The sequence below is a fragment of the Pseudomonas sp. UBA5568 genome (assembly GCF_002425525.1).
Lineage (GTDB): Bacteria > Pseudomonadota > Gammaproteobacteria > Pseudomonadales > Pseudomonadaceae > Aquipseudomonas > Aquipseudomonas fulva.
This window is the reverse complement of the sequence record NZ_DIMK01000027.1, coordinates 1-23,656: the sequence shown is the minus strand read 5'-3', so window position 1 is coordinate 23,656 and position 23,656 is coordinate 1. Positions and strand designations below refer to the sequence as shown.

Genomic DNA, 23,656 nt, shown 5'->3' with positions numbered 1-23,656 from the left:
AGGCAACCGGCACCGTGCACCTGCTGGTGATTTCGGGCCAGCACATCGGTCTGGTGGCGGGTCTGCTCTACGCCGTGGTCGCGTGGTTGGCCCGCTGGGGGCTGTGGCCGGCCCGGGTGCCGTGGCTGCCTTGGGCCTGTGCGCTGGCGATGAGTGCGGCGCTGGCCTACGGCTGGCTGGCTGGGGCAGGGGTGCCAGTACAGCGCGCCTGTCTGATGCTGGCCGTGGTGCTGCTGTGGCGGCTGCGCTTTCGTCATCTGGGTGCGTTTCACCCCTTGTTACTTGCGCTGGTTGCCGTACTGCTGTTCGAGCCATTGGCAGCGCTGCTTCCAGGTTTCTGGTTGTCATTCGGCGCCGTGGCCACGCTCATCTACACCTTCAGTGCCCGGCTAGGGGCTTGGCAACCCTGGCAGGCCTGGACGCGAGCGCAGTGGGTCATCGCCGTCGGGCTGCTCCCAGTGCTGCTGGCGGTGGGCTTGCCGGTGAGCCTGAGTGCCCCGCTGGCCAACCTGGTGGCGGTGCCGTGGGTGAGCTTGGCGGTATTGCCGCTGGCGCTATTGGGCACCTTGTTGCTGCCCTTGGGAAGCGCAGGTGAGGCCTTGCTGTGGCTGGTAGGCGGCCTGCTGGATATCTTGTTTCGCGCCTTGGCGCTGGTCGCCCAGCAGCGCCCGGCATGGGTGCCTCCCGCATTGCCGTTGTGGGCCTGGCTGCTGGTCTGCCTGGGTGCACTGCTGCTGTTGCTGCCACGGGGTGTGCCGCTGCGTGGGTTGGGTGCGGTGATGCTCGTGGCGCTCTGGGCACCTCGCGAGCCTGTCCCGGATGGCCAAGTCGAGGTGTGGCAGCTGGACGTGGGCCAAGGCTTGGCGGTGTTGCTGCGTACCCGGCAGCACAGTCTGCTGTATGACGCAGGTCCAGCCAGGGGTGAAAGCGATCTGGGTGAACGGGTCGTGTTGCCCACCTTGCGCAAGTTGGGGGTCGACAGCCTGGATCTGCTGGTGGTCAGTCACGCCCATGCCGATCACGCCGGCGGTGCAGGTGCAATCGGGCGCGGGCTGCCGATCAGGCGGGCGATTGGCGGTGAGCCGCTGGAAGCGGTTCAGTTACAGCCTTGCGTCAGTGGCGAGCAGTGGGAGTGGGACGGCGTGCGCTTTTCCCTGTGGCGCTGGGCGGATGCGCGCACCAGCAATGACCGCTCCTGCGTGTTGCTGGTCGAGGCGTCGGGCGAGCGTTTGCTGCTGGCCGGGGACATGGAGGCGGGGGCCGAACGTGCGTGGCTGGCTGCCATGGACTCACCACGCATCGACTGGCTGCAGTCGCCTCACCACGGCAGCCGCAGTTCGTCGAGCGAAGCCTTCATCCGCGCTGCAGCCCCGCGTGGGGTACTGATATCCCGCGGGCGCAACAACAGCTTCGGGCATCCCCATGCACAGGTGGTCGAACGCTATCGCAGGCATGGCATGACCCTTCACGACACGGCGGTGGAGGGGGCGTTGCATCTGGTGCTCGGTGTGCAAGGAAAGGTCGAGGGTATGCGCAGCCAGCGTCGGTTCTGGCGTGACGCCAGGGGTGGTTAATGCTGATGAGCCCCTGGCGCGCCTATGGTAAAGTGGCGACCTTTTCCAGAGGGCTTCTACTGTGTGGGAATTGGTCAAGTCAGGCGGTTGGATGATGCTGCCGATCATTCTGAGTTCCATCGCCGCCATGGCTATCGTCGTCGAGCGCCTGTGGACCCTGCGCGCCAGTCGCGTCAGTCCGCCTCACCTGCTGGGCCAGGTGTGGATGTGGATCAAGGACAAGCAACTGACCAGTGACAAGCTCAAGGCCCTGCGTGCCGACTCGCCCCTGGGGGAGATCCTCGCGGCAGGGCTGGCCAACTCGCGTCATGGTCGCGAAATCATGAAAGAGTGCATCGAGGAAGCCGCCTCGCGCGTCATCCACGAGCTGGAGCGCTACATCAGCACGCTGGGCACCATTGCCGCCATGGCGCCGCTGCTGGGCCTGCTGGGCACCGTGCTGGGCATGATCGACATCTTCAGCGCGTTCATGGGGTCGCAGATGACCGCCAACGCCTCGGTGCTGGCGGGCGGTATTTCAAAGGCCCTGGTAACCACCGCAGCCGGGCTGATGGTCGGTATCCCGGCGGTGTTCTTCCACCGCTTCCTGCTGCGCCGCATCGATGAGCTGGTGGTGGGCATGGAGCAGGAGGCGATCAAACTGGTGGAAGTGATTCAGGGGGACCGCGAGGTGGAAGTGGCGGGAGGCAAGGCGTGAAGTTTCGGCGCAATCGCCAGCGCGAGAACATCGACATCAACCTCGCGTCGTTGATCGACGTAGTGTTCGTGTTGTTGCTGTTCTTCGTGGTCACCACCACGTTCACTCGCGAAACCCAGCTGCGCGTCCAGTTGCCCGAAGCGGCCAGCGCCGAGCGGGCACCGGGCGATGAGGGCAAGTTGGTAGAGATCACCATCAGTGCCGAAGGGGTGTATTCAGTGAATAACCACCTGCTGCCCAAGAGCGACCTGGCCACCCTCAGCGAGGCCATCGAGCGTGAATCAGGTGGCGACAACACACTGCCCCTGGCCATCAGTGCCGACGGCAAGACCCCGCACCAGGCTGTGGTCACCGCAATGGATGCCGCCGGCAAGCTCGGCTTCAGCCAGTTGCGCATGACCACCGTCGAGGCGGCCCAGAGCACACCCTGATGACACTAGCCGATCGCCTGCTTGCTGCCTGGTACACCGGCCATCCTGCACTGGCGTTGCTGCGTCCGCTGGAAGCGCTGTACCGCTGGGTGGTCAAACGCAAGCGCAGTCGTTTTCTCAACGACCAGCGGACCAGCTACCGCGCCCCGGTGCCCGTCATCGTGGTGGGAAACATCACCGTCGGCGGTACGGGCAAGACCCCCATGATTCTCTGGCTGATCGAGCACTGCCGCCAGCGGCGCTTGAGGGTAGGGGTGGTCAGCCGTGGCTATGGCGCCAAGCCGCCGCAGTTGCCTTGGCGGGTCACGGCCGATCAGGCTGCCGAGCAGGCGGGCGACGAGCCGCTGCTGATCGTGCAGCGTACCGGTGTGCCGCTGATGATCGACCCGGACCGCGCCCGTGCGGTGCAGGCCCTGCTGGCCAGCGAACACCTGGACCTGATCCTGTGTGACGACGGCATGCAGCACTACCGCCTGGCGCGAGACCTGGAATTGGTCTTGATCGACGCCGCTCGCGGCCTGGGCAACCGCCGATGCCTGCCGGCCGGCCCCTTGCGCGAGCCTGTCGAGCGCCTGAAGGCGGCCGACGCGATCCTGTTCAATGGCGCGGAGCAAGACACTGCCGAAGGCTTTGGTTTTCGCCTGCAGCCCAGCGCATTGGTCAACCTGCGCACGGGCGAGCGCCGGGCACTCGACCATTTTTCCGCCGGCCAGCGTCTGCATGCAGTGGCCGGCATCGGTAATCCGCAGCGTTTCTTCAATACCTTGCAAGGGCTAGGCTGGCAGCCGCTGCCGCACCCCTTTGCCGACCACGCACAATTCAGTGCCCAGAACCTTGCCTTCACACCGCCACTGCCGCTGGTCATGACCGAGAAGGATGCGGTGAAGTGCCGCTCTTTCGCCGCCGAGAACTGGTGGTACCTGGCTGTGGAAGCCCAACCCACGCCGGCATTTGGCACTTGGTTCGACCTGCAGTTGCAACGTTTGCTACCCAAGCCCTGATCCCGTTTTCAATGTCGGCCATCTGGCCAAAGGAAGCCTTTTATGGACACCAAACTGCTCGATATCCTGGCCTGCCCAATCACCAAGGGCCCGCTCAAGCTCAGCGCCGACAAGACCGAGCTGATCAGCAAGGGCGCCGGCCTTGCCTATCCCATTCGCGACGGTATCCCGGTCATGCTGGAAAGCGAGGCACGTACCCTGACCGATGATGAGCGCCTGGACAAATGAGCCTGGATTTCACTGTCGTCATTCCAGCCCGCCTGCGCTCCACGCGCTTGCCAGGCAAGCCCCTGCTGCCCATCGCCGGCAAGCCAATGGTGCAACACGTGTGGGAACAGGCGCGCCGAAGTGCCGCCAGCCGTGTCGTCATCGCAACCGACGATGCCGGCATTTACGAAGCTTGCCAGGCATTTGGCGCCGAAGTGCTGATGACCCGCGTCGACCATGAATCCGGCACTGACCGACTGGCCGAGGTGGCCGTGCAGCTCGGCCTGCCCAGCGACGCCATCGTGGTCAACGTGCAGGGTGACGAGCCGCTGATTCCGCCAGTGATCATCGACCAGGTGGCCGCCAACCTGGCGGCTAACCCGCAAGCCGGTATTGCGACCTTGGCCGAGCTGATCCACGAACCGCAAGCGGTGTTCAACCCCAACGCAGTCAAGGTGGTGAGCGACAAGAACGGCCTGGCCCTGAGCTTTAGCCGTGCGCCGCTGCCGTGGGCCCGCGATGCGTTTGCCAAAGGCCAGGATCTGCCACCCGGTGTGCCTTACCGTCGCCATATCGGCATGTATGCCTATCGGGTTGGTTTCCTCCATGATTTCGTCGGCTGGGGCCCATGCTGGCTGGAGCAGACCGAGGCGCTGGAGCAGCTGCGTGCGTTGTGGCACGGCGTGCGTATTCATGTTGAAGATGCCATCGAGGCCCCCGCCGTGGGCGTGGACACCCCTGAAGACCTGGAGCGCGTACGGCGCTTGCTGGAGGCCTAATGCGCGTTCTGTTCGTGTGCCTGGGCAACATCTGCCGCTCGCCTACTGCCGAAGGCGTGCTGCGTCATCAACTGCAGGCCGCAGGGCTTGCCGATCAGGTGCAGGTAGCCTCGGCCGGTACGGGCGACTGGCACGTTGGCAAGGCGCCCGATAGCCGCACCCTCAAGGCCGCGCTGGCACGTGGCTACGACCTGTCGAAGCAGCGTGCCCAGCAGGTCAAGGTGGCGCACTTCGCCGAGTACGACCTGATCCTGGCGATGGATCAGAGCAACCTGCGCGATCTGCGTGCCCTGCGCCCGTCCACGGCAGTGGGTGAGCTCGACCTGTTTTTGCGCCGCTACGGTTCTGCGCTCGATGAAGTGCCAGATCCGTACTATGGCGGTGCCGACGGCTTCGAGCAGGTGCTCGACCTGATCGAAACCGCCTGCCAAGCGCTGGTCGTGGAAATCAAGGGGCGGTTATGACCGAGCATTGGCAGGAGCAGGTCTCGCTCAAGCCGTACAACACCTTTGGCATCGACGTGAAAGCGCGCTATTTCATCCAGGCCAAAGACGACCTGCAGGTGCGTCAGGCGCTGGACGGTGCGCAGCAGCAGGGTGTACCGGTGCTGGTGATCGGTGGGGGCAGCAACCTGCTGCTGACCCGCGATGTCGATGCCCTGGTGCTGCACGTCGCAACCCAGGGTCGTCGCGTGCTCACTGACGATGGCGAACACGTTGTGGTCGAGGCCGAGGCGGGTGAGGCCTGGCACCCGTTTGTGCAATGGACGCTCGCGCAGGGGTTTTGCGGGTTGGAGAACCTCAGCCTGATTCCCGGCACAGTAGGCGCTGCACCCATGCAGAACGTGGGCGCTTATGGCGTCGAGATCAAGGATGTCTTCGCTGGCTTGACCGCGCTGGACCGCAAGACGGGTGAAGTCCGTGACTTCGCCTTGTCCGACTGCGCGTTCGGCTACCGTGACAGCCTGTTCAAGCGTAACCCTGGTCGCTGGCTGATACTGCGTGTGCGTTTCGCCTTGAGTCGCACCTTGCAGGCGCGCTTGGACTACGGCCCGGTGCGTCAGCGCCTGGCCGAGCAGGGCAGCACCGTGCTCACTGCGCAGGCCATCAGTGATGCTATCTGCAGTATTCGTCGTGAGAAATTGCCTGATCCGGCCGAGCTGGGTAATGCCGGGAGTTTCTTCAAGAACCCCGTGGTCGCGGCGCAGGTGGTTGAGCGCATTCGTGCGCAGCATCCAGATGTCATTGCCTACCCTCAGGCCGATGGCCAAGTGAAGCTGGCAGCGGGCTGGCTGATCGAGCGGGCGGGCTGGAAGGGCTATCGCGAAGGCGATGCCGGGGTGCATCGCCTGCAGTCGCTGGTGCTGGTCAACCATGGCCAGGCGAGCGGGGCGCAAATGCACGCTCTGGCGCGGCGAATCCAGGCCGACATCCTGGAGCGGTTCGGGGTTGAGCTCGAGATGGAGCCCAATCTTTATTGATGCTGCCTACAGCGTCGTCCAGGCGCCGTGTCCGTCCATAAGGGTAAACGCCCGGCCAAGAAAAAGCCCCGCCAGTTCGCACTGGCGGGGCTTTTTCATTCAGCCTTGGCTATCAACCCTGATGGGTTTTCGGCTCGTCGGCGGTCTCTGACGTTGGCGCGTCGGTAGTGGCGGTAGCCTGGGCGGCTTTGGCGGCAGCCTCAGCCTCACGCTTGCGGCGACGCACTTCACGTGGATCGTTTGGTGCGCGGCCGTTGGACAGCATGACGGTGGCAGGCTCTGCCACGGCGGCTGCGGCGGCTGCTGGCTCAGGCTCAGGCGCGGCCGTTTCAGGCTCGGCCACAACCTCTGGCTCGGCCACCTTTGGCTGGGCCTCGACCGCCGGGGCGGGCTGTTCGGCTACCGGGGCAACCTCGATCACGGAAGGTGCCTGCTCGATTTCGCCGGCTTCGATAGCCGGGGCTTCTGCAGGTACTTCAGTGACTGGCGCTTCAGGTGCCTGAACGTCTGCCGGGGCTTCAACGGCTGCGGTTTCGGTGGCCGCGGCTGGCTCAGCAACGGAGGCTTGTTCAATTGCCGGCTGCGGGACGACCTCAACCACTGGCTCGGCCGAGGCCTCGACAAACGGCGCTGGCTCGCTGACTGGCTGCTCGACCGCCGGGGCCACGGCGGCCGCTTCTGCTTGGGCCACAGCGTCAGCCTGCTCGACCGGTTGGGCGATTTCGCTGCTGTCGGTTGGGGCAACAGCGGCGACTTCGGCGGTAGCGCGCTCGGCCTGCTGATTGGCCTGGGCCTCGGCGTCGGTGCTGATGTTGCTGGTCGCAACCGCAGCGGTCACCGCGACGCCTGCGGCCAGCTCTGCGCCCAGCTCGGTGGCCTGGCGCTGTTGAGGCTGCTCTTCGCTGCCTTCTTCTTCACCGTCGATCAACTCACCATTGGCGTTGCGCTGGCGCTCGCGACGGTTGCTGCGGCGACGCTGGCCACGCGAGCGGCGGCGCGGACGCTCGCCATCGTTGCCGTCCTGCTCATCCTGCAGTTGCTCTTCGTTCGGCAGTTGCTCTTCGGCCAGCTCGGCGGCGTGTTCTGCTGCTTCCTCGGTCGTGCGTGGCTGACGTTCTTCACGAGGTTGGCGCGGGGCGCGTTCTTCCCGGGCTGCACGCTCTTCACGAGGCGCTTGATCTTCACGCGGAGCACGCTCTTCGCGAGGTGCGCGCTCTTCACGTGGGGCGCGCTCTTCACGCGGAGCACGCTCTTCGCGAGGCGCGCGATCTTCACGTGGAGCACGTTCTTCGCGGGCTACGCGCTCTTCACGCGGCTGACGCTCCTCGCGTTCTGCTGGCGGTGTAGCGTCCAACGGCTCGCGCAGTTCACGCACGCGCTCTTCGCCACGGTTGCCGCGACGGTCCTCGCGCGACTGGCGTGGTGCACGCTCTTCGCGCGGGGCACGTTCTTCTCGTGGTGCACGTTCTTCACGCGCAGCACGTTCCTCGCGTGGCTGGCGTTCCTCGCGCGGGGCGCGCTCGGCACGCTCTTCACGCGGCTTGCGCTCTTCGTCGCGACGACCGTTACGGTTACGGCTCTGCTGTCGTCCGTTACGGCGTTCCTCGTTGCGCGGGCTGCGCTCGGTAGTCGGCTTTTCAGCGGCAGGGGCGACAGGCGCGGCAGCAGGTTCTTCCTTGCCAGCGAACAGGCTCACCAGCGACTTCACCAAGCCCTTGAACAGGCTGGGCTCCGGGGCGCTTGGGGCAGGGGCGGCGGCTGGCGCAGGCTGTGGCTGCTCGGTGGCAGGCACAGGTGCGTTCGCACGGGCCGGGGCGGTTTTCACAGCGGCTTCCTGGCGAACCAGGGTGCGGGTGGCGGTCGGCTGTGGCGCTTCTTCGGTCTCGCTGGCGGCGATTTCGTAGCTGGACTGGTTGTTCAGTACTTCAGGGTTGTCGTCGCGCAGGCGCTGGACTTCGAAGTGTGGGGTTTCCAGGTGATCGTTCGGCAAGATGATGATGCGTGCACGGGTACGCAGCTCGATCTTGGTGATGGAATTGCGCTTCTCGTTGAGCAGGAAGGCGGCCACCGGGATCGGCACCTGGGCACGGACTTCGGCAGTGCGATCCTTCAGGGCCTCTTCTTCGATCAGGCGCAGGATAGCCAGCGACAGCGATTCCACGTCACGGATGATGCCGGTGCCCGAGCAGCGCGGGCAGACGATGCCGCTGCTTTCGCCCAGCGACGGACGCAGGCGCTGACGGGACATTTCCAGCAGGCCGAAGCGCGAGATGNNGGGGTCATGTCGATGAAGTCGATCACGATCAGGCCGCCGATGTCACGCAGGCGCAGCTGGCGGGCGATTTCCTCGGCCGCTTCCAGGTTGGTCTGCAGCGCGGTTTCCTCGATGTCGCTGCCCTTGGTGGCGCGTGCCGAGTTGATGTCGATGGACACCAGCGCTTCGGTCGGATCGATCACGATCGAACCGCCTGATGGCAGCTCGACCACGCGCTGGAACGCGGTTTCGATCTGGCTCTCGATCTGGAAGCGGTTGAACAGCGGGACGCTGTCTTCGTACAGTTTGACCTTGCTGGCGTACTGCGGCATGACCTGGCGAATGAAGGTCAGGGCTTCTTCCTGGGCATCGATGCTGTCGATCAGCACTTCGCCGATGTCCTGGCGCAGGTAGTCGCGGATGGCGCGGATGATGACATTGCTTTCCTGATAGATCAGGAACGGCGCGGCGCGGTCCAGCGAGGCTTCCTTGATGGCGGTCCACAGTTGCAGCAGGTAGTCCAGGTCCCACTGCATCTCTTCGCTGCTGCGGCCAAGGCCGGCGGTGCGAACGATCAGGCCCATGTCGCCTGGTACGGTCAGGCCATTGAGCGCTTCGCGCAACTCGTTGCGCTCTTCACCTTCGATGCGACGGGAAATGCCGCCGGCGCGTGGGTTGTTGGGCATCAACACCAGGTAGCGGCCGGCCAGGCTGATGAAGGTGGTGAGGGCGGCGCCTTTGTTGCCGCGCTCTTCCTTCTCGACCTGGACGATGACTTCCTGGCCTTCGCTGAGCACTTCCTTGATGTTGACGCGGCCTTCAGGGGCCTTCTTGAAGTATTCGCGGGAGATTTCTTTCAGCGGCAGGAAGCCGTGACGTTCGGAACCGAAGTCGACGAAGGCGGCTTCGAGGCTAGGTTCGATGCGAGTGATCTTGCCTTTGTAGATGTTGGCCTTTTTCTGCTCACGTGCACCGGACTCGATGTCCAGGTCGTAGAGGCGTTGGCCGTCCACCAGGGCTACGCGCAACTCTTCGGGTTGAGTGGCGTTAATCAGCATTCTTTTCATGTTGTACCGTCGGTTTCCGGGCTGCCGGAAACGGCGTTCGGCACACACGACGTCTCATGGTCGGTGCCAAGGTGCGCAAAGGGTGGTTAACCACCCCCGTGTCGAGCGACGTTCGGCACCAGCCGGTTGCCCAGCCTGCCGTTGTCGCGACGACGCGTCCTGTTTTGCTGCGGTGCCAACAAGGCCCCGGAGGCTTCGAATTGTTATCCGAATCAACCAAGCGGGCCTGGTGCACTCAGTCAGGAGGAGGAATCAACCTTCAGCCGTGGACGCCCAGGGGCATCTTTTCAGGACCTTATCCGCTCGCCAGCCTTACGATGGGGCTGGTGGCCGGACGCGGTGCTACACGGTCCGAGGGCTGTGCATCTCCACCCTGCACGTATCCCTGATAATTCGGGTGCTGCCGCGCGCTGAATCCGCAACGGGTTGCATTTTTCGCCAGCGCGATTCTGCGCTGGCGCCATTCATGTCCAAGGCAGGTATTTCCGAGGCATTCGCCATGGGTTGCGTGGAAGCGACGGGCGGGCAGAGGTACTGCGAAAAGAAGCGTGTAAGCAGGTTTGACACCGCACTTGTCGTTTATTTTCGGTCTTCTCTACACGGCGCTGGTGGCGATTCCAGGCAATTCGGTAAACTGGCGAACCCCCGTAGGACGGCCTCGCGTCCTGGAGAATTGCGTAGGTCAGTGACTGGCGCACAGCCTGATTCCACTGGCCTGCCGCTTATGGCGGCGTTCGCGATTATAGCAGCAATGATTAAGTGCTTCAATTCCATAAAAATTGTATGATTGCGCCATGACAACCAATACCTCTCCGACTTCCGGCGTCCAGCTGATTGAAGTCGCGCCGGAACTTGCCGGCCAGCGTATCGACAACTTTCTCATCACAGCCCTCAAGGGTGTGCCCAAGACCTTGGTCTATCGCATCCTGCGCAAGGGCGAGGTGCGAGTGAACAAAGGTCGGGTCAAGCCCGAGTACAAGATCCAGGCGGGCGACATCGTGCGGGTTCCGCCCGTGCGACTGCCTGAGCGCGACGAGCCGGCGCCGGTGGCTCAGGGGCTGCTGCAGCGGCTCGAAGCCGCCATCGTTCACGAAGACAAGGCGTTGATCGTGATGAACAAGCCTGCCGGGATCGCCGTGCATGGCGGTAGCGGGCTGAGTTTTGGGGTGATCGAGGCGCTGCGTCAGTTGCGCCCTGATGCCAAGGAGCTGGAGCTGGTGCATCGCCTGGACCGGGACACCTCGGGCCTGCTGATGATCGCCAAGAAGCGCAGCATGCTGCGCCATCTGCATGCTGCGCTGCGCGGGGATGGCGTGGACAAACGCTACATGGCCCTGGTGCGCGGTCACTGGCCAACCGCGAAGAAACAAGTCAATGCACCGCTGCTCAAGAGCAACCTGCGCTCAGGCGAGCGCATGGTCGAAGTCAACGACGAAGGCAAGGAGGCGCTGACCCTGTTCCGTGTACTGCGCCGCTTCGGCGACTTCGCCACCCTCGTGGAGGCGCGCCCGATCACGGGCCGTACCCACCAGATTCGCGTGCATGCCCTGCATGCCGGGCACATGATCGCAGGCGACAGCAAGTATGGCGACGAAGATTTCAGTCGCGAAATCCGCGAGCTGGGCGGCAAGCGTCTTTTCCTGCACGCGTATGCGCTGACGGTGCCGCTTCCGGATGGTGGGGAGCTCAAGTTGGAGGCGCCCGTGGATGAAATGTGGGCCAAGACCGTGGAGCGTTTGAGTGCGCCGTGACTACGCGCTGCTGATCTTCGACTGGGACGGCACCTTGGCCGACTCCGTCGGGCGCATCGTCGAGGCCATGCAGGTTGCTGCCGAGCGCGCCGGCCACGCGCCCAGTCAGGAGCAGGCCATCAAGGGGATCATCGGGCTGTCGTTGGCCGAGGCGATCCACACCCTTTATCCGCGTCTGCCACCTGAGCAGGTAGAGCGTTTTCGTCAGCACTATGCCGATATCTACACGGCGCTCGATCAACAGCCTTCGCCGCTGTTCGATGGCGTTGTCGAATCGCTGGCGGCCTTTCGCGCCGAGGGCTATCGAATGGCGGTGGCTACCGGCAAGGCGCGCCGCGGTCTTGACAGGGTGCTCAAGGCCAACGGCCTTGAGCGGTTTTTCGATATCACGCGTGCGGCCGATGAGACGCGCGGCAAGCCCCACCCACTGATGCTCGAACAAATACTCGACCATTGCGGCGTCGAACCGGGTCGTGCGCTGATGGTCGGAGATTCTGCGTTCGATCTGCAGATGGCCAGTAACGCGGGGATGCACTGCGTCGCCGTGGGTTATGGCGCAATGTCGCTCCAGGCGCTGGCCGAGTTCGGGCCGCAGGTTTGTATCGATCACTTTGGCCAGCTGCGCGAGTGGCTGTCTGGTTCCGCAGGTTCATTTTCGAGGTAGGTGAGCATGGCAGGCGAATGGAAGGCCCCCGAGGCCGAGCCCGAGGAGCGCGAGGAGCGCAAAAGTTGGAAGCTGCTGGAAAAGACCTTGCTGGCGGGGATCCAGGAGCAGCGCCGGTCGCGACGCTGGGGTATCTTTTTCAAGCTGCTGACGTTCATCTATCTCTTCGGCATCCTGGCGCTGTTCCTGCCCTGGGCCGACATGGACAAGGCTGCCTCGGGCGGTGCCAGTCATACAGCCTTGGTGGAGGTACGCGGGGTCATCGCCGACCAGGAGGCTGCCAGTGCCGACAACATCGTCAAGGGCCTGCGCGATGCCTTCAAGGACAGCAAGACCAAGGCCGTGGTCCTGCGCATCAACAGCCCGGGCGGCAGCCCCGTGCAGGCAGGCTATGTGTATGACGAGATTCGCCGCCTGCGTGCCGAGCACCCTGGCATCAAGCTGTACGCCGTCATCGCCGACCTGGGTGCGTCGGGAGCCTATTACATCGCCAGTGCCGCTGATGAGATCTATGCCGACAAGGCCAGTCTGGTCGGGTCGATTGGCGTGACGGCTGCGGGCTATGGTTTCGTTGGCGCCATGGACAAGCTTGGCGTGGAGCGCCGGCTCTACACGTCCGGTGAGCACAAGGCGTTTCTCGATCCCTTCTCACCGCAGAAACCTGAGGAGACTCAGTTCTGGCAGGGCGTGCTGGACACCACCCACAACCAGTTCATCGCCATGGTCAAGCAGGGGCGGGGCGAGCGACTCAAGGACAAGGATCACCCGGAGCTGTTCAGCGGCCTGGTCTGGTCCGGCGAGCAGGCCAAGGCGCTTGGCCTGATCGATGGCCTGGGCAGTGCCAGCTATGTGGCGCGTGAGGTGGTGGGCGAAAAGGATCTGGTGGATTTCACCGTGCAGGAATCGCCACTGGACCGTTTCTCCAAGCGCATGGGCGCCAGCGTGGCAGAGCGCCTGGCCATGTGGATGGGTTTCCAGGGCCCGCAATTGCGTTAAGCCCAGTCGCCTCTATGGGGTCGGTGCACGACCCCCCGGTTTGGCTATGGTACACGCACTCCCTCCAGGGCCAGCATGTCGACGAGTCGTATCAGTGGGAGCCCCACCAGGCTGGTCGCATCGCACCCCTCGGTGCTTTCGAACAAACTCACGCCAAGCCCTTCGGCCTTGAAACTACCGGCGCAATCGAGGGGCATTTCCGCTGCCACGTAGCGTTCGATACGCTCTCGGTCCAGCGTCCGCAGCTTCACGGTGAACGGCACGCAGTCCACCTGGCACTGCCCGGTGGCGCTGTTGAGCAGCGCCAGTGCGGTAAGGAACGTTACCTGCTGGCCACTGCAGGCGAGCAGCTGTTCGCAGGCTCGCTCGACCGTGTGGGGCTTGCCCAGAATGTGCTCGCCTAGCACCGCGACCTGATCCGAGCCGATGATCAGGTGGTTTGGGTGGCTGCCCGCAAGGGCTTGGGCTTTTTGCATGGCCAGGCGCTGGACCAGGTCGATTGCAGGCTCTTGCGGCTGGCGCGTCTCGTCTATGTCAGGGCTTGCCCAGGTAAACGGAAGGCGCAGGCGCGCAAGCAGTTCGCGGCGATAAAGGGAACTGGACGCCAGTAACAGTGCAAGCATGGTAAGCTCCTGATTCGGTTGAACCCATCCTATCACGCACGATGCCACCAAATTCCTTTGACAGGGACGGGGGGCATCCCTAGAATGCTGCGCCTATGTTGAATGACCCGATTCCACCTCACGTTGACCCGCGCAAATTGGCTGATCGTGGCGTAACCCTTAGCGGTTCGCTACCACTCGCTGATTTGGAAAGACTCTGCGACCCGCTTTCCGACGATGTCGGTACGGTGCAGGCGAAGTTCGATTTTGAACGAGACGAACAGCACACTGTGGTTATCCACAGCGAGCTGGATGTCGAGGTCAAGATGGTTTGCCAGCGTTGTCTTGAGCTGGTCACCCTGCCGATCCACAGCGAGTGTACCTACGCCGTGGTGAAGGAGGGTGCGAATACCCAGTCGTTGCCGAAAGGCTATGACGTGCTGGAACTGGGCGAAGATCCATTGGATCTGCAGGCGCTGATCGAGGAAGAGCTGTTGCTCGCCTTGCCCATCGTGCCTGCTCATCATCCGGAAGAATGCCAGCAGCCGGCGGGCGCAGACGAGCCCGACTCGAGCAAGGACGAGGTATCGCGGTCCAACCCGTTCAGTGTTTTGGCGCAGTTAAAGCGTGACCCAAACGTTTAGGAGTTAATCAATTATGGCTGTTCAGCAGAACAAAAAATCCCGCTCTGCCCGTGACATGCGTCGTTCGCACGATGCCCTGTCGGAAAACGCGCTGTCGGTAGAGAAGTCCACCGGCGAAGTGCACCTGCGCCACCACGTTTCGCCAGAAGGCGTATACCGTGGTCGCAAAGTGATCGATAAGGGCGCTGACGAGTAATCCTTGTCCGCTCAGATCATCGCGATCGACGCAATGGGCGGGGACTTCGGTCCCCGCAGCATTGTCCAGGCTAGCATCGCCTGCCTGTCGGCTACCCCCTCGCTTCACCTGACCCTCGTCGGTCAACCCTCCCTCTTGGAAGAACTTGTCAGCGGCTATTCAGCTGCCGATCGCGCGCGCCTGCACATTCTCGGTGCCGCAGAAGTGATCGGTATGGACGAGCGGCCTTCACAGGCATTGCGCGGCAAACCGGATTCATCCATGCGTGTTGCCTTGGAGCTGGTGCGTGACGGCAAGGCCCAGGCCTGTGTCAGCGCCGGTAATACCGGGGCCCTGATGGCGCTGTCTCGTGGCGTGCTCAAAACGCTGCCGGGCATCGATCGTCCAGCCATGGTAGCCGCCATCCCGACACGCACCGGCTACTGCCAGCTGCTTGACCTTGGCGCCAATGTCGACTGCACGGCCGAGCAGCTTTACCAGTTTGCGGTGATGGGGTCGGTGGCGGCGCAGTCGCTGGGCGTGCAGCGCCCGCGAGTGGCACTGCTGAATGTGGGCACCGAAGACATAAAGGGTAATCAGCAGGTCAGGCTGGCGGCAAACCTGTTGCAAGGGGCTCGCGGCCTCAATTACGTCGGTTTCATCGAAGGTGACGGCTTGTACGAAGGGGCAGCGGACGTGGTGGTCTGCGACGGTTTCGTTGGCAATATCCTGCTCAAGTCCAGCGAAGGGTTGGCTACCATGATTGCGCAGCGTATCGAGCAAGCGTTCAGGCGCGGGCTGTTGTCGCGCCTGGCTGGCGCTGTGGCCATGCCGCTGCTCAAGCGTGTGCAGGCTGATCTGGCCCCGGCGCGGCACAACGGTGCCAGCTTTCTGGGGTTGCAGGGCATCGTCGTCAAAAGCCACGGCGCGGCAGGCGTGGAGGGCTTTCAGAGTGCAATCCAGCGGGCCCTGATCGAAATTCAGGAGAATTTGCCCAAGCGCCTCCATGGTCGCCTGGAGGATTTGCTCACGTAATGTGATGCGAGCCCGCACTTAGCGGTCTTGCCGACGAAATGCTTAAATGTGACCGCACGGTTTCGGTCTTCATCCAAATGTTCAGATTCTGCGCCTGGCATGCGCCAGGCGCCTCTATCCGACGACAAGATCATAAGGGCTTGTTCAATGTCTGCATCTCTCGCATTCGTCTTTCCAGGTCAAGGTTCCCAGTCGCTGGGCATGCTCGCCGAGCTCGGCGCGCAGAAGCCGGTGATCATCGAGACCTTCAAGGAAGCTTCCGAGGCGCTGGGTTACGACCTTTGGAAACTGGTTCAGGAAGGTCCGCAAGAGCAACTCGATCAGACCGATAAAACGCAGCCGGCCATTCTGACCGCTTCCATTGCGCTGTGGCGCCTGTGGCTTGAGGAGGGTGGCGCCAAGCCTGCATTCGTCTCGGGTCATAGCCTGGGCGAGTACAGTGCCCTGGTCGCAGCGGGCAGCATTAGCCTCAAGGACGCCGTTCGCCTGGTCGAGCGCCGCGGCCAGTTGATGCAGGAAGCCGTGCCTGCCGGGCACGGTGCCATGGCCGCAATCCTGGGGCTGGACGATGCCGTCGTGGTACAGATCTGCACCGAAGCGGCTGAGGACGAAGTCGTCAGCGCGGTCAATTTCAATTCGCCGGGCCAGGTGGTGATCGCCGGTAACAAGGCCGCCGTGGACCGGGCCATGGAGCTGTGCAAGGCAAAAGGCGCCAAGCGCGCCTTGCCGCTGGCAGTCAGCGTACCGTCGCACTGCGCGCTGATGAAACCTGCGGCCGAACGATTTGCCGCTGCGGTCAATGCCATCGAGTGGCAGGCGCCACAGATTCCGGTTGTGCAGAATGTGACAGCTGCCATCGCACCCGATCTGGAGGCGCTGAAGCGTGATCTGCTGGCCCAGCTGTACCAGCCCGTGCGCTGGGTCGAGTGCGTCCAGGCGCTGGCTGCCAACGGTGCGGTGCACCTGGTCGAGTGCGGTCCGGGCAAGGTCCTGGCTGGCCTCAACAAGCGCTGCGCCGATGGCGTAACCACCTACAACCTCAACACCCCTGACGCCGTTGCCGCCACGCGTGCGGCACTGGCCTGATTTGGAGAAGCTTGCATGAGCCTGCAAGGTAAAGTTGCACTGGTCACTGGCGCCAGCCGTGGCATTGGCCAGGCCATCGCCCTGGAACTGGGTCGCCAAGGCGCCACCGTCATCGGTACTGCGACCTCGGCCTCGGGTGCCGAGCGTATTGCCGCGACCCTGAAGGAACATGGTATTGCCGGTACCGGCATGGAGCTGAACGTGACCAGCGCCGAATCGGTTGATTCGGTACTGTCGGCCATCGGCGAGCAGTTCGGTGCGCCGACCGTTCTGGTGAACAATGCGGGTATCACGCGTGACAACCTGATGCTGCGCATGAAGGACGACGAGTGGTTCGATGTCATCGATACCAACCTGAACAGCCTCTACCGTCTGTCCAAGGGCGTGTTGCGCGGCATGACCAAGGCGCGCTGGGGCCGTATCATCAGCATCGGCTCGGTGGTCGGCGCCATGGGTAACGCTGGGCAGGCCAACTATGCTGCGGCCAAGGCCGGTCTGGAAGGCTTCAGTCGCGCCCTGGCGCGTGAAGTGGGCTCGCGCGGTATCACCGTGAACTCGGTCACTCCGGGTTTCATCGATACCGACATGACCCGCGAGCTGCCAGAAGCGCAGCGCGAAGCCCTGCAGACCCAGATTCCGCTGGGCCGCCTGGGTCAGGCAGATGAAATCGCCAAGGTGGTTTCGTTCCTGGCCTCTGACGGCGCAGCGTACGTGACGGGCGCAACCGTGCCCGTCAATGGCGGTATGTACATGTAATATCGCCGTTCAATGTGACGGATTTCGTAAAAAAAGAGTCATACTGCGAGCCTAAAATCCGTTATAAAGCTGCAATCAGATTCCAGGGGGCTGGTCGTGGGACTAGGCTGAAGGCGCGTTGAGCTTGAAAAGCGGACGTTCTTCTATAAAATTAGCCACCGGCCAGCTGCCTGACATATATCCATTAGGAGTGAAAACTAGGTATGAGCACCATCGAAGAACGCGTCAAGAAAATCGTCGCCGAGCAACTGGGCGTCAAGGAAGAAGAAGTGACTAACGAGAAGTCCTTCGTCGATGACCTGGGTGCCGATTCGCTTGACACCGTTGAGCTGGTGATGGCTCTGGAAGAGGAATTCGAGACCGAGATTCCTGACGAAGAAGCCGAGAAGATCACTACCGTTCAAGCTGCCATCGACTACGTCAACCGCCACCAGGCCTAAGACGCTGTAGTCGACGCTTCTTGTCGGGAAAAACCGCACTGCCTTGACTGGCGTGCGGTTTTTTCTTTGCAAGCTTTGGCTGTCGCCTTGTCGGCTGCCAGGCCCCGCATCGAGAGCTTGTTGCCATTTCATTCCGTCCAACTGGATGCAATGGCAAGAAACTCTGTCATTAGAAAAGGAGAGTACTGTGTCGCGTAGACGCGTCGTGGTCACCGGTATGGGCATGCTGTCGCCACTGGGTACCGATGTACCGAGCACCTGGCAGGGCATTCTGGCTGGCCGCAGTGGCATCGGTCCGATCGAGCATACGGATCTTTCTGCCTACTCCACCCGTTTTGGTGGCTCGGTGAAGGGCTTCGAGGTTGAACAGTACTTGTCGGCCAAAGAGGCTCGCAAGCTGGATCTGTTCATTCAATACGGTTTGGCAGCCGGTTTTCAGGCAGTGCGCAACGCCGGCCTGGAAGTGACCGACGCCAACCGTGAGCGCATAGGCGTGGCCATGGGCTCGGGCATCGGCGGCCTGACCAATATCGAGGAGACCAGCCGTACATTGCACGACGCAGGCCCTCGGCGCATCTCGCCGTTCTTCGTGCCAGGCTCGATCATCAACATGATCTCCGGCTTCCTGTCGATCCACCTGGGCCTACAAGGGCCGAACTACGCCATCGCCACCGCCTGCACCACCGGTACCCACTGCATCGGCATGGCTGCGCGCAACATTGCGCATGGCGAGGCTGACGTCATGATCGCCGGCGGCGCTGAAATGGCCGCCTGTGGGCTCGGCATGGGCGGGTTTGGCGCATCGCGCGCGCTTTCCACCCGCAACGATGAGCCTGCGCGGGCCAGTCGCCCCTGGGACAAAGGCCGTGACGGCTTCGTCCTGTCCGACGGTGCCGGTGCCTTGGTGCTCGAAGAACTTGAGCACGCCAAGGCACGGGGTGCAACGATCTACGCCGAGCTCGTAGGGTTTGGCATGAGCGGTGATGCTTATCACATGACGTCGCCACCCGAATCGGGCGAAGGCGCAGCCCGTTGCATGGTCAATGCCCTGCGCGATGCCGGCGTGCAGCCGCAGGAGGTCAGCTACATCAACGCCCACGGCACCTCGACGCCGGCGGGGGACTTGGCCGAAGTGGCAGCCATCAAGCGCGTGTTCGGCGAGCACGCCTACAAGCTGGCCGTGAGCTCCACCAAGTCGATGACCGGGCACCTGCTGGGGGCTGCCGGTGCGGTGGAGGCCATCTTCAGTGTGTTGGCGATCAACAGCCAGATGGCGCCGCCGACCATAAACCTGGATGAGCCGGACGAAGGCTGTGACCTGGACTTCGTGCCGCACCAGGCCCGCAGCATGCCGATCGATGTCGTGCTGTCCAATTCGTTCGGCTTTGGTGGCACCAACGGCTCCCTGGTGTTCCGCCGGTTCGCCGAGTGATGCAAAGCTGGGTCGATGGCACGCCTGCGGCTGCGATCAACCTGCACAACCGCGGGTTGGCGTATGGGGATGGTCTGTTCGAGACCTTCGCTGTACGCAAGGGGCAGCCCTCGCTGCTGGATGAGCACATGGCGCGTTTGGCACTGGGCTGTCAGCGCCTGTCCATCGCCACCGACGTGGCCCTGGTGGCCGATGAAGTAAGACGCTATGCCGCTCAGCTGGGTGAGGGCGTGGCCAAGCTGATCCTGACCCGCGGTGACAGCCAGCGCGGGTATGCACCCGCATCTGGCGTCGTGGCGCGGCGCATCCTGCAAGCCAGCCCGTTGCCCATCTACCCAGCCGAACACGCCGAGTTGGGCGTGCGCCTGTTCATGTGCCAGACCCGGCTCGGGGAACAACCCTTACTGGCAGGGCTCAAACACCTCAACCGCCTCGAGCAGGTGCTGGCACGGTCCGAATGGCAGGGCGGCGAATACGCCGAAGGCCTGATGCGTGACGGTCAGGGCCGGCTGATCGAGGGTGTCTACAGCAATTTGTTCCTGGTCAAGCAAGGCACGCTTCTTACTGCCAAGCTTGATCGCTGCGGGGTAGCGGGCGTGATGCGCGCCGCACTGCTGGCGCGGGCGAAGCTGATGAATATCCCTGTGCAAGTGCGTGACCTGGCGTTCGATGAGCTCGGACAGGCTGATGAAGCATTCGTTTGCAATAGCGTTTACGGCATCTGGCCCGTCCGCACTGCAGGCGCGCTAAACTGGCTGCCTGGCCCGCTCACCCGAACGTTGCAGGCCGTTGCCCGTACGTTACTGGAAACCTGAATTCGTGAGACGTAAATTCCTGCTGCTGCTGGAAATGTGCCTGATCGTCATGGGCCTGGCCCTTGGCTGGTCGGCCTGGAAGGTCCATTCGGTGTTGGATCAACCTGTGCATGTGGCACAGGAGCGCCTGCTGGATGTGCCCAATGGCGCTACGCCCAATCGCATGTTCTACCGCATGCAACAAGAGGGGCTGTTGGACGACGCGCTATGGCTCAGGTTGTACTGGCGCTTCAACATGGCCGGCGTGCCGCTGCATACGGGCGAGTATCGCCTGACCCCCGGCATGACCGTGAAACAGCTTTTCGACGCCTGGCAGCGGGCCGACGTGGTGCAATACAACCTGACCCTCGTCGAAGGCTGGACGTTCCGCCAGGTGCGCGCGGCGGTGGCCAAGCACGAAAAGATCAAGCAGACACTTGATGGCCTCTCCGATGCCCAAGTCATGGAAAAGCTGGGGCACGCTGGCGTGTTCCCGGAGGGCCGCTTCTTTCCGGACACCTATCGCTTCGTGCGCGGCATGAGCGATGTGGAACTGTTGCAGCAAGCCTACATGCGCCTGGAAGAGGTGCTGGCGCGCGAGTGGGCGGAGCGCGCCCGCGACCTGCCTTATCGTGATCCTTATCAGGCACTGATCATGGCCTCGCTGGTGGAAAAGGAAACCGGCATTCCACAGGAACGCGGGCAGATCGCAGGCGTCTTCGTCCGCCGTCTGCGCCTGGGCATGATGCTGCAGACCGATCCAACGGTCATCTATGGCATGGGCGAGCGTTACAACGGCCGCATCACACGCGCTGATTTGCGCCAGCCGACGCCTTACAACACCTACACCATGACTGGGCTGCCGCCGACACCTATTGCGATGGTCGGCCGTGAGGCCATCCATGCGGCGTTGAACCCGGCAGATGGCACCAGCCTTTACTTCGTCGCGCGCGGTGACGGTAGCCACGTCTTTTCCGATGACCTGGACGATCACAACTCTGCTGTGCGCGAGTTTCAGCTCAAGCGTCGGGCAGATTACCGCTCAAGCCCCGGCACTGCGCAGCCAACCCCCTCGGACAATGTGGCGCCGTCCGGTTCATCTCAGGCGCCTGAGGCGGGAGCATCGGATGATGCATCTGCTCCGGCCGCTGCGCCTGAACAGGGTAAGGTCGATGGCGATCGGGCGACCGAACCGTCGGCGCCCGACGCCCCCCAATAAGGACTGTATGTGAGCGGCTTGTTTATTACACTGGAAGGCCCCGAAGGCGCGGGCAAGAGCACCAACCGGGAATACCTGGCTGCCCGGCTGCGCGAGCAAGGGCTGGACGTGGTGCTGACCCGCGAGCCAGGCGGCACGCCACTGGCTGAAAAGATTCGTGAGTTGCTGCTGTCGCCGAGCGATGAGGCGATGCACGCCGATACCGAGCTTTTGTTGGTGTTCGCTGCACGCGCTCAACACCTTGCACAGGTGATCCGACCGGCGCTGGCGGGTGGGGCGGTGGTGCTGTGTGACCGGTTCACAGATGCAACTTACGCCTATCAGGGGGGCGGGCGCAGCTTACCCGTCGACCGTATCGCGACGCTTGAGCAGTTCGTGCAGGACGACCTTCGCCCTGACCTGACGTTGGTGTTTGATCTGCCAGTCGAAGTAGGCCTGGCCCGCGCCGCAGCGCGAGGGCGGCTGGATCGGTTCGAGCAGGAAGGGCAGGCGTTTTTCGAGGCGGTCCGTCGCGCCTACCTGGAACGCGCAGCTGCGGCACCCCAACGCTATACGTTGCTGGATGCGTCGCAGTCGCTGGCGAACGTTCAGCAAGCGTTGGACAGATTGCTGCCAGGTATCGTGGAGCGCTGCCGTGGCTGATGCCTATCCTTGGCAGCAGACGCTATGGGAGCAACTGGCTGGCCGCGCCCAGCATGCCCATGCCTATCTGCTGCACGGTCCCAAGGGGATAGGCAAGCGTGATCTGGCCGAGCGTCTGATGGCGCGGCTGCTGTGCCAGCGGCCTAATGGCACGCTGCCTTGTGGCCAGTGCAAGTCCTGCCATTTGCTCAAGGCCGGTAGTCACCCTGACAACTTCATGCTTGAGCCTGAAGAGCTGGACAAGCCAATCAAGGTGGATCAGGTCCGTGAACTGGTTGCATTCGTCGCTCAGACCGCGCAGTTGGGCGGGCGCAAGGTCGTCATGATCGAGCCTGTCGAATCGATGAACGTGAACGCCTCCAATGCGCTGCTCAAAAGCCTGGAGGAGCCTTCTGGCGACACGGTGCTGCTGTTGGTGACCCACCAACCCAGCCGCTTGCTGCCTACCATCAAGAGCCGGTGCCAGCAGGTCACCTGTCCACAGCCGACCAAGGCCCAGAGCCATGCCTGGCTGGCCAGCGCCTTGCCGGAGACTGATGAGGCCCGGCGTGACGATCTGTTGACCTTGTCTGCCGGCTCGCCGCTGTTGGCCCTGAGTCTTCATCAACACGGCGTGCATGAACAGCGTGCCCTGGTGACCGACGGTGTGAAGAAGCTGCTCAAGCAGCAGCAGTCGCCCAGTCAGTTGGCCGACGCCTGGACAGCCGTGCCGTTGTTGTTGCTGTTCGATTGGTTTTTCGACTGGGCCCAGCTGATCCTGCGTTACCAGTTGACCCAGGACGATGATGGGCTCGGCATGGCCGACATGCGCAAGGTGGTGCAATACCTTGCGCAAAAGAGCCGTCCGGCGAACGTCCTCGAGGTTCAGGCCTGGATCCTTGAGCAGCGTCAGAAAGTGCTGGGCAAGGCGAACCTGAACCGTGCTTTGCTGATCGAATCGTTGCTGGCCCATTGGCTACAACTGCCAACTGGGCGCTGACTTTAATCCTTATCCGTGTGTGTACCCATGCTTGTAGATTCCCATTGCCATCTTGACCGCCTTGACCTCAGCGCCCACGGGGGTTCGCTCGATGCTGCCTTGAAGGCAGCACGCGCTCGGGGTGTCGGGCACTTTCTGTGCATCGGTGTCAGTGCCGAAAATGCAGGCGCAGTCAAAGCGTTGACCGAGCAATACAGCGATGTGGATTGCTCGGTAGGCGTTCACCCGCTGGACCTAGCGCCGGGTGCAGCGCCTGCCCTGGACTGGCTGTTGACCGAATTGGCCCATCCCCATGTAGTGGCGATCGGTGAAACCGGCCTGGATTACCATTACGAGCCGGAAGCTGCCGAACTGCAGCAGGCGTCATTTCGCTTGCACCTGGAAGCTTCGCGGCAGACGGGAAAACCGGTGATCGTCCATACCCGAGCGGCCCGTGCCGATACCTTGGCGCTGTTGCGTGAGGCGAACTTGCCGCAGGCAGGCGTTCTGCACTGCTTTACCGAAGACTGGGAAATGGCCAAGGCGGCGTTGGATCTTGGGTATTACATCTCGCTTTCGGGGATCGTGACGTTCCGTAATGCCGAGGCGTTGCGGGAGGTGGCGCGGCAGGTGCCGACGGATCGGCTTCTGGTGGAAACCGACTCGCCGTATTTGGCGCCGATTCCCTATCGGGGTAAACCTAACCTGCCTCAATATGTGCGGGAAGTCGCTGAATATGTGGCTTCATTACGGTGTGTCAGCTATGAACAGTTGGCTGAGCAGACCACTACAAACTTCAAGCGGTTGTTTCCGTTGGCAAGGGTTTGCTAAGCCGCATACTCTGAGTTAACGCTGCAGCTGCAGCTGCAGCTGCAGTTGCTCTTGCTCTTGCTCTTGCTCTTGCTCTTGCTCTTGCTCTTGCTTCTAAGCGCGCGGTAGTTCAGGCGCCGCAGATCGCGACTTCAGGAGGCC

General features: G+C 62.9%; 24 protein-coding genes and 1 pseudogene. 23 read left to right on the top strand and 2 right to left on the bottom strand.

Translation table 11 applies throughout. The annotated features are described in order from the left end of the window. The 8 genes from B2S33_RS08720 to murB form a co-directional block, all read left to right on the top strand. A partial coding sequence (locus B2S33_RS08720; RefSeq protein ID WP_288650168.1) for a DNA internalization-related competence protein ComEC/Rec2 occupies positions 1–1,574 on the top strand: 1,574 nt, incomplete at its 5' end. Positions 1,575–1,635: 61 nt separating this feature from the next. Beyond that, on the top strand, positions 1,636–2,271 hold the full coding sequence (locus tag B2S33_RS08715; RefSeq protein WP_023533075.1) for a MotA/TolQ/ExbB proton channel family protein: 636 nt from the start codon (positions 1,636–1,638) through the stop codon (positions 2,269–2,271). Then, on the top strand, positions 2,268–2,702 hold the full coding sequence (locus B2S33_RS08710) for an ExbD/TolR family protein (protein WP_028687688.1): 435 nt from the start codon (positions 2,268–2,270) through the stop codon (positions 2,700–2,702). Before B2S33_RS08715 ends, B2S33_RS08710 begins: the two co-directional genes overlap by 4 nt. Then, on the top strand, positions 2,702–3,703 hold the full coding sequence (lpxK, locus tag B2S33_RS08705; RefSeq protein WP_288650167.1) for a tetraacyldisaccharide 4'-kinase: 1,002 nt from the start codon (positions 2,702–2,704) through the stop codon (positions 3,701–3,703). Before B2S33_RS08710 ends, lpxK begins: the two co-directional genes overlap by 1 nt. 42 nt (positions 3,704–3,745) lie before the next feature. Next, a complete protein-coding gene (locus B2S33_RS08700) occupies positions 3,746–3,931 on the top strand; it encodes a Trm112 family protein (RefSeq protein ID WP_003247142.1) in 186 nt (61 codons plus the stop codon). Further along, positions 3,928–4,689, top strand: a complete 762-nt coding sequence (kdsB, locus tag B2S33_RS08695; RefSeq protein ID WP_023533083.1) for a 3-deoxy-manno-octulosonate cytidylyltransferase — start codon at positions 3,928–3,930, stop codon at positions 4,687–4,689. Before B2S33_RS08700 ends, kdsB begins: the two co-directional genes overlap by 4 nt. Next, on the top strand, positions 4,689–5,153 hold the full coding sequence (locus B2S33_RS08690; protein ID WP_028687685.1) for a low molecular weight protein-tyrosine-phosphatase: 465 nt from the start codon (positions 4,689–4,691) through the stop codon (positions 5,151–5,153). The genes kdsB and B2S33_RS08690 overlap by 1 nt, the downstream gene beginning before the upstream one ends. Further along, complete coding sequence (gene murB, locus B2S33_RS08685; protein ID WP_028687684.1) at positions 5,150–6,169, top strand: UDP-N-acetylmuramate dehydrogenase; 1,020 nt, start codon at positions 5,150–5,152, stop codon at positions 6,167–6,169. Before B2S33_RS08690 ends, murB begins: the two co-directional genes overlap by 4 nt. Positions 6,170–6,281: 112 nt before the next feature. On the opposite strand, the pseudogene B2S33_RS08680 reads toward murB, so the two are convergent. Further along, positions 6,282–9,490 (bottom strand): annotated as a pseudogene (locus tag B2S33_RS08680) (Rne/Rng family ribonuclease). A 794-nt stretch (positions 9,491–10,284) separates the two neighbouring features. Between B2S33_RS08680 and rluC the strand changes: the two are divergent. From rluC to B2S33_RS08665, 3 genes are read left to right on the top strand one after another with little or no spacing between them, the layout of a single operon-like run. Beyond that, positions 10,285–11,241, top strand: a complete 957-nt coding sequence (gene rluC, locus B2S33_RS08675; RefSeq protein WP_023533098.1) for a 23S rRNA pseudouridine(955/2504/2580) synthase RluC — start codon at positions 10,285–10,287, stop codon at positions 11,239–11,241. Then, entirely contained in the window at positions 11,231–11,905 is a 675-nt protein-coding gene (locus tag B2S33_RS08670; RefSeq protein ID WP_110606731.1) for an HAD family hydrolase, read from the top strand. The genes rluC and B2S33_RS08670 overlap by 11 nt, the downstream gene beginning before the upstream one ends. A 6-nt stretch (positions 11,906–11,911) precedes the next feature. Then, positions 11,912–12,901, top strand: coding sequence for a S49 family peptidase (locus B2S33_RS08665; protein WP_111475462.1), 990 nt, complete (start codon positions 11,912–11,914; stop codon positions 12,899–12,901). A 44-nt stretch (positions 12,902–12,945) separates the two neighbouring features. On the opposite strand, the gene B2S33_RS08660 is transcribed toward B2S33_RS08665, so the two are convergent. Next, positions 12,946–13,524: a Maf family protein gene (locus B2S33_RS08660; protein WP_027914356.1), complete on the bottom strand. Its 579-nt coding sequence runs from the start codon at positions 13,522–13,524 to the stop codon at positions 12,946–12,948. A 95-nt stretch (positions 13,525–13,619) separates the two neighbouring features. Here B2S33_RS08660 and B2S33_RS08655 point away from each other — a divergent pair, with 95 nt between their 5' ends. From B2S33_RS08655 to B2S33_RS08600, 12 genes are all read left to right on the top strand, one after another. After that, positions 13,620–14,147, top strand: a complete 528-nt coding sequence (locus B2S33_RS08655) for a YceD family protein (protein WP_033728387.1) — start codon at positions 13,620–13,622, stop codon at positions 14,145–14,147. 13 nt (positions 14,148–14,160) lie between these two features. Further along, positions 14,161–14,343 carry a 50S ribosomal protein L32 gene (gene rpmF, locus B2S33_RS08650; protein ID WP_008096416.1) on the top strand — a complete coding sequence of 61 codons (183 nt, stop codon included), beginning with the start codon at positions 14,161–14,163 and terminating at the stop codon, positions 14,341–14,343. 3 nt (positions 14,344–14,346) lie between these two features. Continuing rightward, positions 14,347–15,357: a phosphate acyltransferase PlsX gene (gene plsX, locus B2S33_RS08645; protein WP_080992891.1), complete on the top strand. Its 1,011-nt coding sequence runs from the start codon at positions 14,347–14,349 to the stop codon at positions 15,355–15,357. A 147-nt stretch (positions 15,358–15,504) separates the two neighbouring features. Next, on the top strand, positions 15,505–16,443 hold the full coding sequence (fabD, locus tag B2S33_RS08640; RefSeq protein ID WP_080992890.1) for an ACP S-malonyltransferase: 939 nt from the start codon (positions 15,505–15,507) through the stop codon (positions 16,441–16,443). A gap of 15 nt (positions 16,444–16,458) precedes the next feature. Further along, a complete protein-coding gene (fabG, locus tag B2S33_RS08635) occupies positions 16,459–17,199 on the top strand; it encodes a 3-oxoacyl-ACP reductase FabG (protein WP_027914360.1) in 741 nt (246 codons plus the stop codon). 203 nt (positions 17,200–17,402) lie between these two features. Beyond that, the gene (acpP, locus tag B2S33_RS08630; protein ID WP_110606732.1) at positions 17,403–17,639 is read left to right on the top strand and encodes an acyl carrier protein; all 237 of its coding nucleotides are present in this window, start codon (positions 17,403–17,405) and stop codon (positions 17,637–17,639) included. 187 nt (positions 17,640–17,826) lie between these two features. Then, positions 17,827–19,071 carry a beta-ketoacyl-ACP synthase II gene (gene fabF / locus B2S33_RS08625; protein ID WP_023533084.1) on the top strand — a complete coding sequence of 415 codons (1,245 nt, stop codon included), beginning with the start codon at positions 17,827–17,829 and terminating at the stop codon, positions 19,069–19,071. Then, positions 19,071–19,886 (top strand): aminodeoxychorismate lyase, encoded by an 816-nt coding sequence (pabC, locus tag B2S33_RS08620; protein ID WP_027914362.1) that lies wholly within the window; start codon positions 19,071–19,073, stop codon positions 19,884–19,886. Before fabF ends, pabC begins: the two co-directional genes overlap by 1 nt. A gap of 4 nt (positions 19,887–19,890) precedes the next feature. After that, positions 19,891–21,084 carry an endolytic transglycosylase MltG gene (gene mltG / locus B2S33_RS08615; protein ID WP_042139780.1) on the top strand — a complete coding sequence of 398 codons (1,194 nt, stop codon included), beginning with the start codon at positions 19,891–19,893 and terminating at the stop codon, positions 21,082–21,084. A gap of 9 nt (positions 21,085–21,093) precedes the next feature. Next, positions 21,094–21,726 (top strand): dTMP kinase, encoded by a 633-nt coding sequence (tmk, locus tag B2S33_RS08610; RefSeq protein WP_027914363.1) that lies wholly within the window; start codon positions 21,094–21,096, stop codon positions 21,724–21,726. Continuing rightward, positions 21,719–22,705 (top strand): DNA polymerase III subunit delta', encoded by a 987-nt coding sequence (locus B2S33_RS08605; protein ID WP_028687679.1) that lies wholly within the window; start codon positions 21,719–21,721, stop codon positions 22,703–22,705. The genes tmk and B2S33_RS08605 overlap by 8 nt, the downstream gene beginning before the upstream one ends. 27 nt (positions 22,706–22,732) lie before the next feature. Beyond that, positions 22,733–23,515, top strand: coding sequence for a TatD family hydrolase (locus B2S33_RS08600; RefSeq protein WP_027914365.1), 783 nt, complete (start codon positions 22,733–22,735; stop codon positions 23,513–23,515). Positions 23,516–23,656 lie beyond the last annotated feature (141 nt).

What these genes read in the sequence shown, in the direction of transcription:
- lpxK (WP_288650167.1), top strand. Translation starts at nt 2,702, where the DNA reads ATGACACTAGCCGATCGCCTGCTTGCTGCCTGGTACACCGGCCATCCT.
- B2S33_RS08700 (WP_003247142.1), top strand. Translation starts at nt 3,746, where the DNA reads ATGGACACCAAACTGCTCGATATCCTGGCCTGCCCAATCACCAAGGGC.
- kdsB (WP_023533083.1), top strand. Translation starts at nt 3,928, where the DNA reads ATGAGCCTGGATTTCACTGTCGTCATTCCAGCCCGCCTGCGCTCCACG.
- B2S33_RS08690 (WP_028687685.1), top strand. Translation starts at nt 4,689, where the DNA reads ATGCGCGTTCTGTTCGTGTGCCTGGGCAACATCTGCCGCTCGCCTACT.
- murB (WP_028687684.1), top strand. Translation starts at nt 5,150, where the DNA reads ATGACCGAGCATTGGCAGGAGCAGGTCTCGCTCAAGCCGTACAACACC.
- rluC (WP_023533098.1), top strand. Translation starts at nt 10,285, where the DNA reads ATGACAACCAATACCTCTCCGACTTCCGGCGTCCAGCTGATTGAAGTC.
- B2S33_RS08665 (WP_111475462.1), top strand. Translation starts at nt 11,912, where the DNA reads ATGGCAGGCGAATGGAAGGCCCCCGAGGCCGAGCCCGAGGAGCGCGAG.
- B2S33_RS08660 (WP_027914356.1), bottom strand. Translation starts at nt 13,524, where the DNA reads ATGCTTGCACTGTTACTGGCGTCCAGTTCCCTTTATCGCCGCGAACTG.
- B2S33_RS08655 (WP_033728387.1), top strand. Translation starts at nt 13,620, where the DNA reads ATGTTGAATGACCCGATTCCACCTCACGTTGACCCGCGCAAATTGGCT.
- rpmF (WP_008096416.1), top strand. Translation starts at nt 14,161, where the DNA reads ATGGCTGTTCAGCAGAACAAAAAATCCCGCTCTGCCCGTGACATGCGT.
- fabD (WP_080992890.1), top strand. Translation starts at nt 15,505, where the DNA reads ATGTCTGCATCTCTCGCATTCGTCTTTCCAGGTCAAGGTTCCCAGTCG.
- fabG (WP_027914360.1), top strand. Translation starts at nt 16,459, where the DNA reads ATGAGCCTGCAAGGTAAAGTTGCACTGGTCACTGGCGCCAGCCGTGGC.
- acpP (WP_110606732.1), top strand. Translation starts at nt 17,403, where the DNA reads ATGAGCACCATCGAAGAACGCGTCAAGAAAATCGTCGCCGAGCAACTG.
- pabC (WP_027914362.1), top strand. Translation starts at nt 19,071, where the DNA reads ATGCAAAGCTGGGTCGATGGCACGCCTGCGGCTGCGATCAACCTGCAC.
- B2S33_RS08600 (WP_027914365.1), top strand. Translation starts at nt 22,733, where the DNA reads ATGCTTGTAGATTCCCATTGCCATCTTGACCGCCTTGACCTCAGCGCC.